At 67.1% G+C, this 12,870-nt stretch carries 14 protein-coding genes; 11 read left to right on the forward strand and 3 right to left on the reverse strand.

The window, feature by feature from the left end:
* Positions 1 to 9 precede the first annotated feature (9 nt).
* Genes F0Q45_RS00785 through F0Q45_RS30060 form a run of 3 tightly spaced genes read right to left on the reverse strand, consistent with a single transcriptional unit; the run spans position 10 to position 1,956 of the window.
* The gene (locus F0Q45_RS00785; RefSeq protein WP_149652088.1) at positions 10 to 798 is read right to left on the reverse strand and encodes an alpha/beta fold hydrolase; all 789 of its coding nucleotides are present in this window, start codon (positions 796 to 798) and stop codon (positions 10 to 12) included.
* Positions 761 to 1,765, reverse strand: coding sequence for an o-succinylbenzoate synthase (locus tag F0Q45_RS00790; protein WP_262490815.1), 1,005 nt, complete (start codon positions 1,763 to 1,765; stop codon positions 761 to 763). Before F0Q45_RS00790 ends, F0Q45_RS00785 begins: the two co-directional genes overlap by 38 nt.
* On the reverse strand, positions 1,762 to 1,956 hold the full coding sequence (locus F0Q45_RS30060) for a hypothetical protein (RefSeq protein WP_373424894.1): 195 nt from the start codon (positions 1,954 to 1,956) through the stop codon (positions 1,762 to 1,764). The genes F0Q45_RS00790 and F0Q45_RS30060 overlap by 4 nt, the downstream gene beginning before the upstream one ends.
* A 77-nt stretch (positions 1,957 to 2,033) precedes the next feature.
* Between F0Q45_RS30060 and fadD8 the strand changes: the two genes are divergently transcribed.
* The 11 genes from fadD8 (at position 2,034) to F0Q45_RS00845 (ending at position 12,739) form a co-directional block, all read left to right on the forward strand.
* Positions 2,034 to 3,635, forward strand: coding sequence for a fatty-acid--CoA ligase FadD8 (fadD8, locus tag F0Q45_RS00795; protein WP_149652090.1), 1,602 nt, complete (start codon positions 2,034 to 2,036; stop codon positions 3,633 to 3,635).
* A gap of 197 nt (positions 3,636 to 3,832) precedes the next feature.
* Positions 3,833 to 4,735, forward strand: a complete 903-nt coding sequence (locus tag F0Q45_RS00800; RefSeq protein WP_149652091.1) for a 1,4-dihydroxy-2-naphthoyl-CoA synthase — start codon at positions 3,833 to 3,835, stop codon at positions 4,733 to 4,735.
* A 234-nt stretch (positions 4,736 to 4,969) separates the two neighbouring features.
* Entirely contained in the window at positions 4,970 to 5,860 is an 891-nt protein-coding gene (locus tag F0Q45_RS00805) for an SDR family oxidoreductase (protein ID WP_149652092.1), read from the forward strand.
* Positions 5,861 to 5,870: 10 nt separating this feature from the next.
* Positions 5,871 to 6,500, forward strand: a complete 630-nt coding sequence (locus F0Q45_RS00810) for a maleylpyruvate isomerase family mycothiol-dependent enzyme (RefSeq protein ID WP_149652093.1) — start codon at positions 5,871 to 5,873, stop codon at positions 6,498 to 6,500.
* Positions 6,501 to 6,513: 13 nt separating this feature from the next.
* Positions 6,514 to 6,921 (forward strand): VOC family protein, encoded by a 408-nt coding sequence (locus tag F0Q45_RS00815; RefSeq protein ID WP_149652094.1) that lies wholly within the window; start codon positions 6,514 to 6,516, stop codon positions 6,919 to 6,921.
* A 97-nt stretch (positions 6,922 to 7,018) separates the two neighbouring features.
* The gene (locus F0Q45_RS00820) at positions 7,019 to 8,287 is read left to right on the forward strand and encodes an inorganic phosphate transporter (protein ID WP_149652095.1); all 1,269 of its coding nucleotides are present in this window, start codon (positions 7,019 to 7,021) and stop codon (positions 8,285 to 8,287) included.
* Entirely contained in the window at positions 8,284 to 8,571 is a 288-nt protein-coding gene (locus F0Q45_RS00825; RefSeq protein ID WP_149652096.1) for a hypothetical protein, read from the forward strand. Before F0Q45_RS00820 ends, F0Q45_RS00825 begins: the two co-directional genes overlap by 4 nt.
* A gap of 69 nt (positions 8,572 to 8,640) precedes the next feature.
* A complete protein-coding gene (locus F0Q45_RS00830; protein ID WP_149652097.1) occupies positions 8,641 to 8,937 on the forward strand; it encodes a DUF3349 domain-containing protein in 297 nt (98 codons plus the stop codon).
* A gap of 59 nt (positions 8,938 to 8,996) precedes the next feature.
* Entirely contained in the window at positions 8,997 to 10,085 is a 1,089-nt protein-coding gene (menE, locus tag F0Q45_RS00835; protein WP_223163857.1) for an o-succinylbenzoate--CoA ligase, read from the forward strand.
* A gap of 11 nt (positions 10,086 to 10,096) precedes the next feature.
* On the forward strand, positions 10,097 to 11,449 hold the full coding sequence (locus F0Q45_RS00840; protein WP_149652098.1) for a hypothetical protein: 1,353 nt from the start codon (positions 10,097 to 10,099) through the stop codon (positions 11,447 to 11,449).
* A gap of 6 nt (positions 11,450 to 11,455) precedes the next feature.
* Positions 11,456 to 12,739: an APC family permease gene (locus tag F0Q45_RS00845; protein WP_149652099.1), complete on the forward strand. Its 1,284-nt coding sequence runs from the start codon at positions 11,456 to 11,458 to the stop codon at positions 12,737 to 12,739.
* Positions 12,740 to 12,870 lie beyond the last annotated feature (131 nt).

Consider the following 12,870-nt stretch of genomic DNA (forward strand, 5'->3'; position numbering starts at 1 on the left):
AGACAGCGCTCACACCTCGACACCGGCGAAGAACTTCAGCATCGCCGCATTGACCGCCTCCGGCCGCTCAAAAAAGCCGAGATGGCCGGCATCGGGAATCTGGATGTAGCGGCCGTTCGGCAGGGCGTCAGCCACCTCTCGACCCAGGTGCGGCGGGGTCACGATGTCGTCGGCGAATCCGATCACCAGCACCGGCGCAGCGATGTTGCGATAGGCGGAGAGCCGGTTGGTCTGCGGCGAGCAGTCCGATTGGCAGCGCAGACCAGGGGTCTGCTTGATCGGCCACATCGAAAACATCGCAATCCAATCGGCGACGGCCGTGTCGTCGTTGAGTGTCTTCCGGGAAAAATTCTCTAGCAGGCGATTCCGTGCATCGTAGGCGGGCGGCAACTGGGTGCCAGAGTCGTACAGCTCGGTCTCGGCGCTGAGAAAGAACTGGCGGGCGCGGTCCAAGCGGCCGCGGGTGGCCATCAGCACGGCCGAGCCGACCAGCTCGGGCCGCACCACCATCAGTTCCTGGGCAATGAACGAGCCCATCGACACCCCGACGATGCGCACCGGCGCGATATCGAGGGATGCGATGAGCGACGCGGTGTCGTTGACCATGGTCTGGGTAGTGAAACCCTCGGCGTTTTCGGTGGCCCCGATCCCGCGATTGTCAAAGGTGATGCAGCGATATCCGGCCGCCACAAGGGCCGGGACTTGATGTGGATGCCAGGTGCGTCCGGCACCGCCGCGACCGGCGATAAAAAGGACCGGCTCACCGGTCCCTTTGTCGTCGTAAGCCAGGTTGATCACCCGATCGACGGTACAGCAGCGGATAACAGGCCCTGATCCGATCGATCCACCACTGCCGCCGGTCCGCGCGCGCGGCCAGTGCTTGCAGCCTTTCCGGGTCGGGCGTTACCGGCCCAACAGCCAAGGTGCCGTCGACGGGCACCGCCGGCTCCGCGACGTCTTCGACGAACAATCCGCCGGTTCCCAATCCGCAGGCGTAGTGAAGTTCCGGTAGGGCCGCCGCAGCGGTGAGGCCATGGCTAATGCCGACGGCCGAGTCCAGCGCGCTGGAGATCACGACCGGGATGTCGATCTGCGCGGCGATGTCCAACAATGCCGAAACTCCGCCTAGCGGAGCGACTTTGAGCACGGCGATATCGGCAGCGCCGGCACGGACCACTACTAGGGGGTCGTCGGCCTTGCGGATGGCTTCGTCGGCCGCAATCGGCACGTCGATCCGCCGGCGCAATGCGGCGAGTTCGGCGACGGTGGCGCAGGGTTGTTCCAGGTACTCCAGCGGACCGTCGGCCGTCAAGGCAGCAGCCGCCGCGGCGGCCTGGGCGACGGTCCAGCCGCCATTGGCGTCCACCCGGACTGTCGGGACCAGCGCGCGCACCGCGTTGACCCGGGCGAGGTCGTCAGCCAGGCTCTGCCCCGGCTCGGCGACCTTTACCTTGGCGGTCCTGGCGCCGGGAAACCGGGCCAGCAGCTCGGGCACCTGGGCGGCGGACACGGCTGGCACCGTGGCGTTGATGGGGACACGGTCACGTCGCGCCCCGGGCGACTCGCGGTAGGCCGCCTCGATGGCCGACGCCAGCCACGCCGACGCCTCCGGTGGCGGGTACTCGACGAAAGGGCCGAACTCGCCCCAACCGGCCGGGCCTTCGATTAACGCCACTTCGCGGGTGGTGATGCCGCGGAAGCGCACCCGCATCGACAGCGTCACCACGTGCAGCCGGTCCAGCAGGTCCTGCAACGTCGCAGTCACTGCTGGTACACCTGGCAGCCGGCCAGCACGGTCGCGCGCACCTGCAGCGCGGCGATTTCTTCCGGCGGCACTGTCGGCAGATCGGCCGACACCATCACCATGTCCACGCATGCTGCGCGTGACGCCGGTCCGACAGCGGGCTGGAATTGGTCGAGCAGGGGTCCGGTAATGACAAGATCTGCGGCGGCCATGGGGAGGAATCCTAGTGATTGGTGCGGCAGCTAAGGGTGGGGCGGAGTCAAACTGCAACACGTTCTAGTCTTGCCACATGAGTGACGATCAATTGCGCAACCCGGTGCATAACGGCCAGCTACTGGTGGGCGCCCTCAACCGCCACAAGAACAAGCCGCTGTTGTTCCTCGGCGCGACAACCCTGACCGGCGGTCAGCTGGCCGACCGGATCAGCCAGTACACCCAGGCCTTCGAGGCACTGGGCGCCGGCACTGGTGCCGCCGTCGGTTTGCTCTCGCTCAACCGGCCCGAAGTGCTGATGATCATCGGCGCTGGGCAGACCCGTGGTTACCGGCGCACCGCGCTGCACCCGCTCGGGTCGCTGGAGGACCACGCCTATGTGCTGTCCGACGCCGAGATCAGCTCGCTGATCATCGACCCCAACCCGATGTTCGTCGAGCGCGCGCTGGGCTTGCTGGAGCGGGTCGACTCGCTGCAGCAAATCCTGACCATCGGGCCGGTGCCTGCGGCCTTGCAGCACGTGGGGGTGGATCTGGCGGCCGCGGCGGCCAAGTATGAGCCGCAGCCGCTGGTGGCCGCCGACCTACCGCCGGATCAGGTGGTCGGGCTGACCTATACCGGGGGCACCACCGGAAAGCCCAAAGGCGTAATGGGTACCGCACAGTCGATTTCCACTATGACGTCGATCCAGCTCGCCGAATGGGAGTGGCCGGAAAGCCCCCGGTTCTTGATGTGCACGCCGTTATCACACGCCGGCGCAGCATTTTTCACGCCGACGGTGATCAAGGGCGGCGAAATGATCGTGCTGGCCAAGTTCGACCCGGCGCAAGTGCTCAAAGTCATCGAGGAACAACGCATTACGGCCACCATGCTGGTGCCGTCGATGCTGTACGCGCTGCTGGACCACCCGGACTCGCGCACCCGAGACCTGTCGTCGCTGCAGACCGTCTATTACGGCGCTTCGGCAATCAACCCGGTACGGCTGGCCGAGGCGATTGCTCGGTTCGGCCCTATCTTCGCCCAGTACTACGGCCAATCCGAGGCGCCGATGGTGATCACCTACCTGGCCAAGGGTGACCACGACGAGAAGCGGCTGACCTCGTGCGGACGTCCCACGTTGTTCGCGCGGGTAGCGCTGCTGGGCGAGGACGGCCAGCCGGTGCCGCAAGGTGAGCCGGGCGAAATCTGTGTCAGCGGGCCGCTGTTGGCCGGGGGGTACTGGAAACTGCCGGCGGCGACTGCCGACGCTTTTCGGGACGGCTGGCTGCACACCGGCGACATGGCCCGCGAAGACGAAGATGGCTTCTACTACATCGTCGACCGGGTCAAGGACATGATCGTCACCGGCGGCTTCAATGTCTTTCCCCGCGAGGTCGAAGACGTGGTCGCCGAGCACCCGGCCGTCGCGCAGGTGTGCGTGGTGGGGGCGCCGGACGAGATATGGGGCGAGGCCGTCACCGCGGTAGTGGTGCTGCGCGCCGACGCCCCCCGCGACGACGCCGCGATCCAAGCGATGACCGTCGAGATCCAGGCCGCGGTCAAGGAACGCAAGGGCTCGGTGCAATCGCCCAAACGGGTGGTGGTGGTCGACTCACTGCCGTTGACCGGGCTGGGCAAGCCGGACAAGAAGGCGGTGCGGGCGCGGTTCTGGGAAGGGACCGGTCGCGCCGTCGGGTGATAGTGACCTTCGCGTCGCCGGAAACCGCCCCGAGTAGCGTCGGTGCCGTGTCACACACGCAGCGCATTGGCCCGCCGTGGTGTCCGTCGACGGTGACCGGCCGCATATCCGGCCGGCCGTGTTGACCGTCGCAGGGACGTCGGGCCGCTGCGCCGTCTTCCGTTTCAAGAATCGGTGTAGATCGGAGTCCAGATACCTTGACTGACAACCCCTTTGACGCTTCGGTGTGGCAGCTCGTCGACGGCTTCGACAACCTGACCGACATCACCTATCACCGCCACGTCACCGACGCCACGGTCCGGGTGGCGTTCAACCGTCCCGAGGTGCGTAACGCGTTTCGGCCGCACACCGTCGACGAGCTGTACCGCACGCTTGATCACGCCCGGATGTCTTCCGACGTGGGCGTGGTGCTGTTGACCGGCAACGGGCCGTCGCCCAAAGACGGCGGCTGGGCGTTTTGCTCCGGCGGTGACCAACGCATCCGCGGGCGCAGCGGCTATCAGTACGCCTCTGGCGAGACCGCGGACACCGTGGACGTGGCGCGCGCCGGCAGGTTGCACATCCTCGAGGTGCAACGGCTGATCCGGTTCATGCCCAAGGTGGTGATCTGCCTGGTCAATGGGTGGGCCGCTGGCGGCGGGCACAGCCTGCACGTGGTCTGCGACCTCACCCTGGCCAGCCGCGAACACGCCCGCTTCAAGCAGACCGACGCCGACGTCGGCAGCTTCGACGGCGGCTACGGCAGCGCGTACCTGGCCCGCCAGGTCGGCCAGAAGTTCGCCCGCGAGATCTTCTTCCTGGGCCGGCCGTATACCGCCGAGCAGATGCACGGCATGGGCGCGGTGAACGAGGTCGTAGACCACGCCGAGCTGGAGACCGTGGCGCTGCAGTGGGCAGCGGCAATTAACGCCAAATCGCCGCAGGCGCAACGGATGCTGAAGTTTGCGTTCAACCTGCTTGACGACGGCCTGGTGGGCCAGCAGCTGTTTGCCGGTGAGGCCACCCGCTTGGCCTACATGACCGACGAGGCGGTGGAGGGCCGCGACGCGTTCCTACAAAAGCGCCCTGCGGACTGGACTCCGTTCCCGCGGTACTTCTAGGTGATAGGCGATCAGTGACCTCTTGCGGCAAGAGCCACATCCTGCACAAGCCGACCCGCCGAGCGTGCAGCCACTGCGGCGCCTCCCGGTCGTCGCAGCCAGTGCACCCTCGGCGCAGCCGGCGCACCCTCGGCGAGCGGTTGGGAACTACTCATCCAGGCGGCGGGCTGCGCCGCGGAGACCCCACGCTGACGTCGATCTCGGCGATCCCGCGCGCCCCCTTACACTCCGCACGTGAGCAAGAGTCCGCTGCGCCGGTTGACCGAGCAGATCACGCTGGCCGGCATGCGGCCACCGGCGTCACCGCAACTACTTATCAACCGGCCCGCGATCAAACCGATCAGCCTCGACGGCAAGCGCATAATGATCACCGGCGCATCCTCGGGGATCGGCGAAGCCGCCGCCGAGCAGTTCGCCCGGCACGGCGCCACCGTCGCGGTGGTGGCGCGCCGCAAGGACTTGCTGGACGCCGTGGCAGACCGCATCACGACGTCGGGTGCAGCGGCGCTGTCGATGCCATGCGACCTCGCGGACTTGGACGCCATCGACGCGCTGGTCGCCGATGTGCAGCGGCGCATCGGCGGTGTCGACATCCTGATCAACAACGCCGGGCGATCGATCCGAAGGCCGCTGACCGAGTCGCTGGAACGCTGGCACGACGTCGAGCGCACCATGGTGCTGAACTACTACGCCCCGCTGCGGCTGATCCGAGGCCTGGCGCCGGGGATGATCGAGCGCGGCGACGGCCACATCATCAACGTCACGACCTGGGGTGTGCTGACGGAGGCCTCGCCCCTGTTCGCGGTGTACAACGCATCCAAAGCCGCACTGTCAGCGATCAGCCGGACCATTGAAACCGAGTGGGGCGCAAAGGGAGTGCATTCGACCACCCTGTACTACCCGCTGGTGTCCACCCCGATGATCGCACCCACCAAGGCCTATGACGGAATGCCGGCATTGACCGCACAAGAAGCCGCCCAGTGGATGGTCACCGCGGCGCGCACTCGGCCGGTTCGAATCGCCCCGCGCATCGCTCTTGCGGCGAAGGCGCTCAATACTCTTGGCCCCCGTTGGGTCAACGTCCTCATGCAACGGCGCCAAAACCACCTCGATGAAACGCACTAGGGAGATTGCTATGGCCGACATCTGGACCACCATCGCGGCCGAGCGCGGCGCACTCGCCGCTGACCTCGCCGAGCTGTCGTCGGCGCAGTGGGATACCCCGTCGCTGCGCACCGGCTGGACGGTGCGCGACGTCATCGCCCACCTGTCGGCGACCGCGTCGATGAATCCGGCGAACTTCTTCCTCGGCATGATCAAGGCAGGATTCAACTTCGACAAGTTCACCAACGGCCAACTCGCCAACCATCGCGGCCCCGATGCGCACGCCACCCTCAACGAATTCCGTAGCGCCCAGAACTCCACCTCCGCACCGCCCGGGCCGAAGACCTCCTGGCTGGGTGAGGTAATAGTGCACGGCGAGGACATCCGTCGCCCGCTGGGCATCTCGCGCACCTATCCTCCTGACGCGGTTCGCCAGGTGATCGACTTCTATAAGGGTTCGAATATGCTCATCGGCTCCAAGAGCCGCATTGCTGGCCTCGCCTTGCACGCCACCGATCACAACTGGCAACACGGGCACGGCGAGTCGGTGCAAGGCCCGCTGCTGTCGCTGCTGCTCGCCATGACCGGCCGGGCGGCCGGCTGTGACGACCTGAGCGGCCCCGGGGTGCAAACCCTGCGCAGCCGATGCGCCGGGACGTGATAGACACGACACCATGGAGATTCTGGCCAGCCGGATGCTGCTCCGGCCGGTGGACTATCAGCAGTCGTTGACCTTCTACCGCGATCAGATCGGGCTGGCAATCGCACGTGAATACCCTTCGGGCACAGTGTTTTTCGCTGGCCAGTCGCTGCTCGAGCTGGCCGGATACGGCGCCCCGGACCACTCCCGCGGGCCCTTTCCCGGCGCGCTGTGGCTGCAGGTGCGCGACGTGCAGGCGACCCAGGCCGAGCTGCAGGGCCGGGGGGTCGCGATTGCCCGTGCAGCGCGGCGCGAGCCATGGGGCCTCGATGAGATGCACGTCACCGATCCGGACGGGGTCACACTGATTTTCCTGGAGATTCCCCCGAACCATCCGTTGCGTAGAGACACCCGAAGTGAACGCCGCAGGACCCAAGGTTAATGTCCAGGTAACATCTGGCGACGAGTCGCGATACAACCGCGTTTCGCGTACTTGTTTGTTCGACAACCGATTAGCCCAACCAGCAGAATCAGGTTCCGTGACCATCGACTTGTTCCTCTTGATCATCGTCGTGATCACGGCGTTGGCGTTCGATTTCACCAACGGCTTCCACGACACGGGCAACGCCATGGCCACCTCCATCGCCAGCGGGGCACTGGCGCCCAAGACCGCCGTTATTCTGTCGGCCGTGCTCAACCTGGTCGGCGCATTTTTGTCCACCGCCGTCGCGGCCACCATCGCCAAGGGCCTCATCGACGCCAACCTGGTGACTCTCGAGTTGGTGTTCGCCGGCCTGGTCGGCGGAATCGTGTGGAACCTGCTCACCTGGCTGCTGGGCATCCCGTCAAGCTCCTCCCACGCGCTGATCGGCGGCATCGTCGGCGCCACGATCGCTGCTGTCGGCGGCCGCGGCGTCATCTGGAGCGGCGTGGTATCCAAAGTGATCGTGCCGGCCGTGGTGGCCGCGTTGCTGGCCACGCTCGTGGGAACGATCGGCACCTGGTTGGTGTACCGAATTGTGCGCGCCGTCCCGGCCAAGCGCACCGAGGGCGGATTTCGACATGGTCAGATCGGCTCGGCGTCGCTGGTCTCGCTGGCCCACGGCACCAATGACGCGCAAAAGACGATGGGCGTGATCTTTCTGGCCCTGATGTCCTACGGCGCGGTCAGCAAGACCGCCGCCATTCCGCCGCTGTGGGTGATCGTGTCCTGCGCGGTGGCGATGGCCGCTGGTACCTACCTGGGCGGCTGGCGCATCATCCGCACCCTGGGCAAGGGACTGGTCGAGATCAACCCGCCACAAGGCATGGCCGCCGAGGCGTCGTCGGCGGCAGTCATTCTGCTGTCGGCCCACTTCGGCTACGCGTTGTCGACGACCCAGGTCGCCACCGGGTCCGTGCTGGGCAGCGGCGTGGGCAAGCCCGGCGCTGAGGTGCGGTGGGGAGTCGCCGGGCGGATGGCAGCAGCGTGGGTCATCACACTTCCACTGGCCGGCCTGGTTGGGGCCGTCACCTACGCGCTGGTGCATGTCATCGGCGGATACCCGGGCGCAGTCGTCGGGTTCACCCTGCTGTGCCTGACCGCTACCGCGATTTGGCTGCGGGCGCGCCGGGCGCAGGTCGACCACACCAACGTCAACGCCGAGTGGGAGGGCAGCCTGACGGCCGGGCTCGACGGGGCAGCCAAGCCCGTCCAGCCGCTGCTCCCAGATCGCACCTCACCGTCGGCGCCGCCAACCCCCGGATCCAGCGGCCACCTGCCGGAGTTCGGCGCCGACGACGCGCTCACGGCGGGTAGCTCGTCATGAGTCACTGGTTTAACTACGAGGCCACAACGAAAATTCTGGTCTTCAGCCTGCTGGTGGGCGCCGGGCTGCCTGCCTTGTTCGCGCTCGGGGTGCGCATGCAGGCCGCCGGAGTAGGCGACATCGGCGCGAACCCCCCCTCGCTGCGGCGCACGATCTTGGTAGCACTGGGCTGGGCTATTTTTGCGCTGGTGCTTGCGGTAGTCGTCATCGGGGTGCTGTACATCGCCCGAGACTTCATCGCCCACCACACTGGTTGGGCCTTCCTTGGAGCTAAACCCAAGTAACGTTGCGTTGGTTATCCAGGGTGATCGACATCGGGTTTGTCGACGCCCCCGAGGGGAAGTAACAGTAGCGTGAACGGATTCCTCGCTTCGATAGTCTCGTGGTTGCGCGCCGGCTACCCCGACGGAGTGCCACCCACCGACTCCTTCGCGGTATTGGCGTTGTTGTGCCGCCGACTGACGAATGAGGACGTTAAGGCCGTCGCCAATGAATTGATGCAGCGGGGTGATTTCGACGAGATCGACATCGGGGTGGTGATCACCCAGTTCACCGATGAGCTGCCGTCGCCGGAGGATGTCGAGCGGGTGCGGGCCAGGTTGGCCGCTCATGGCTGGCCATTCGATGATGCCGCGGAGGACCGGGCATAGCCGTGCTGCGGGCACTGAGCGTGCCACCCGGTTCCGCTGTCTCGTCGCTGTTGCCGGCGCTGCAACGGGTTCTCGACGGCCGCGATCCGGCGCTGGTCGCGGTGCCGGCTGAACATGAATCCGGGCTGCACGCCTTGCGCGTCGGCCAAGAAATCGACGACGACGTGGCCCTGGTGGTGACGACGTCGGGAACCACCGGAGCACCCAAGGGCGCGTTGCTGACCGCCGCCGCTCTGATCGCCAGCGCCACAGCAACTCATCGGCGTCTCGGCGGGCCGGGCAGCTGGCTGCTAGCGGTGCCGCCCCACCACATCGCCGGGCTGCAAGTGTTGGTGCGCAGCCTGGTCGCCGGCTGCACACCCGTCCAGCTTGATGTCTCCGCGGGCTTCGACATCGCCGAATTGCCGGGTGCGGTAAGGAGATTGGGCCCGGGGCGGCGATACACGGCGCTGGTGGCCGCGCAGCTGGCCAAGGCGCTCACCGATCCGGCCGCCACCGCAGCGCTGGCCGAGCTGGACGCCGTGCTGATCGGGGGTGGGCCGGCTCCGCGGCCGGTCCTGGACGCCGCGGCGGATGCTGGCATTGCGGTGGTACGCACCTACGGGATGAGCGAGACCGCTGGCGGTTGCGTGTACGACGGCGTCCCACTCGACGGCGTCCGGTTGCGGATCCGCGCCGATGGCCGCATCGCCGTGGGTGGTGCGATGCTGGCCAAGGGATACCGCAACCCGGTCGATCCCGATCCATTCGCTGAGCCCGGTTGGTTTCACACCGATGACCTTGGTGCCGTGGACGATTCGGCTGTGCTGACGGTGCTGGGACGAATCGACGACGCGATCAGCACCGGCGGTTTGACGGTGTTGCCGGGGCCGGTCGAAGCGGCGCTGGCCACCCACCCCGCAGTGCACGACTGCGCAGTCTTCGGGCTGGCCGATGACCGGCTAGGCCAACGGGTGGTAGCCGCGATCGTGGTCGGCCATGATTGCGCCGCCCCCACGCTAGAGGCAGTGCGCGCACACGTCGCTCGCACCCTGGATGTCACTGCCGCGCCTCGTGAAGTGCACGTTGTCGAGGAGCTACCGCGACGCGGCATCGGAAAGATCGACCGTCCGGCGTTGGTGCGCCGGTTCGCTGCACCCGGTCAATAGGCTAACCGATCGTGAGGATTGCCCGCCGGGAAGCAGCAGCCGTTGTTAGCGGGGTCGTTTTGGTGGCGGCCGCGTTTGTGCTGCCGCGGCTGGATCTGGGTGTCAAGCCGCGCAGCGATATCGGCCTGGAGCGCTTTGCCTCGCGGGCCGGCGCGGCACCCATATTTGGCTACTGGGATCTGCACGCCAGCTGGGGCACCGGACCGGCGATTGTGATTGCCCTGGCCGTCGTGGCGTGGGGACCCATTGTGGCGCAGAGGCTTTCGTGGCGGCTGCTGACGGTTAGCAGTTGGGCCACCGCCTGCGCGTGGGCTTTTTCCCTGGCCATGATCGACGGCTGGCAGCGCGGCTTTGTCGGCCGATTGACCACCAGGGACGAGTATCTATATGAGGTTCCGGGTGTCAGAGACATCCCGACCACGTTGCGCACCTTCGCCAGCCGGATTGTCGACTTCCAGCCGAACTCCTGGACCACCCACGTCTCCGGGCATCCGCCGGGTGCGCTGCTGACCTTCGTGTGGCTGGATCGGCTTGGCCTGCACGGCGGCGCCTGGGCCGGCCTGCTGTGCTTGTTGGCCGGTTCCAGCGCCGCAGCCGCGGTAGTCATCGCCGTGCGTGCGCTGGCCGGTGAGCAGACCGCGCGGCGCGCCGCTCCTTTTGTCGCCTTGGCGCCGACGGCGATCTGGGTCGCGGTTTCGGCCGACGGATATTTTGCTGGCGTCGCGGCGTGGGGCATTGCACTGCTGGCGGTTGCGGTGCACGGCGCGGCTCGGTTTCCCGGGTGGGTGGCCGCGGGGTCGGGGCTACTGCTCGGCTGGGCGGTGTTTCTCAGCTACGGCCTGCTGCTGGTGGGGCTACTCGCCTTGGCGGTACTGGTGTCCGCGCAGAGCTGGCGGGCCGCGCCGCGAGCGCTGGGACCGGTCGTCGTGGCCGCGGTAGCCGTGGCGGTGGCCTTCGCCGTCGCCGGGTTCTGCTGGTTCGACGGCTATACCCTTGTCCAGCAAAGGTATTGGCAGGGCATCGCGAAGGACCGTCCGTTTCAGTACTGGTCTTGGGCCAACCTGGCTTGTGTGGTGTGCGCCATCGGGCTGGGCAGCGTCGCCGGGATCAGCCGGGTATTCGACTGGGACGCCAGCTGTCGCCGGTCAGGTTTTCCCCTGCTGTTGCTGGCAGCGCTGGGCGCCATCCTCTGCGCCGACCTGAGCATGCTCAGCAAAGCCGAGACCGAACGGATATGGTTGCCGTTCACCATCTGGCTAACCGCGGCGCCCGCATTGCTGCCGGTGCAATCTCATCGGGCATGGCTGGCGATCAACGCCGCGGGTGCCCTGCTGCTGAACAGCATCATCGTCACGAATTGGTAGGCGGACATGGAACAACCGGCACTAGCCCGTCGGCTCGGCACCACCGACGCCGTGGTGATTGGGCTGGGATCGATGATCGGCGCCGGGGTCTTCGCGGCATTCGGCCCAGCCGCCCGGGCTGCCGGCGCTGGGCTGCTCATCGGGTTGGTGCTCGCCGCGGCGGTCGCGTACTGCAATGCCACCGCGTCGGCGCAGCTGGCCGCTCAGTATCCGACGTCGGGCGGCACCTACATCTACGGGCGGGAACGACTAGGACCGTGGTGGGGATTTCTGGCCGGCTGGGGCTTCGTCATCGGCAAGACCGCCTCGTGCGCGGCCATGGCTCTGACGGTCGCGTCCTACACCGTTGCCGGCCCCGAAACACCACAATGGCTGCAGCGGGCCGTGGCCATTGCCGCCGTGCTGGTGCTGGCCGCCCTGAACTATCGCGGCATCACCAAGACCGCCATGCTGGCCCGAATCCTGGTGGCGTGCACGTTGATCGCGCTGGCTGTGGTGGTGCTCGCCATTGCCGTGACTAAGCCCGGGTCCGACCAGCTACGCGGCGCCTGGTCTGTCATCACGCCCTACGGGGTACTGCAGTCGGCGGGCCTGCTGTTTTTCGCGTTCGCCGGTTATGCACGCATCGCGACAATGGGCGAAGAAGTCCGTGACCCGGCCCGCACCATCCCTAAGGCAATAGGTCTGGCGCTGGCGATCACGGTGGCCACCTATCTGACCGTGGGGGTGGCGGTGCTGCTGGCCGCCGGTCCGGACCGGCTCGCCGCCGCTACAGCTCCGCTGGCCGAAGCGGTCCGAGCCGCTGGCGCTGCGCCTTTGGTACCAGTGGTCGCCGTTGGCGGCGCGCTGGCGAGCCTCGGCGCGCTGCTGGCGCTGATCGCCGGGGTGGGGCGCACCGCGCTGGCGATGGCGCGCCATCGCGACTTGCCCGGCTGGCTGGCCGCGGTTCACCCGCGCCACCGGGTGCCGCACCACGCTGAGCTGGCGCTCGCGGCGGTGGTTAGCGTGTTGGTGGCTACCGTCGACCTGCGCGGCGTGATCGGCTTCTCCTCGTTTGGCGTGTTGATCTATTACGCGATCGCCAACGCCGCCGCATACACCCTGCCGAGCCGCAGTTGGCTGCGGATCGTGGCCGTCGGCGGCCTGATCGGTTGCTTGGTGCTGGTCGTCACGTTGCCGTGGGAATCGATCGGTGCCGGGCTGGGCATGTTCGCTCTTGGGGTCGGCGGACGCTGGTTAGTGCTGCGCCGCCGAACCCGCCCCGATGGCCAGAGCCCCAACCCGAGGTGACCGTCTCCGGGGCCAAAGCCGGTTTAGCACGCATTACCGAACTAGCCCGGGCTATGGGCGTTCACAAGTCGGAATCGCTTCCGCGCGACTGCTACTGCACCAAGCCGCAACCTGACCTGCGGGCCGGCGCG

The organism is Mycobacterium simiae (assembly GCF_008370645.1).
Classification (GTDB): domain Bacteria; phylum Actinomycetota; class Actinomycetes; order Mycobacteriales; family Mycobacteriaceae; genus Mycobacterium; species Mycobacterium simiae_A.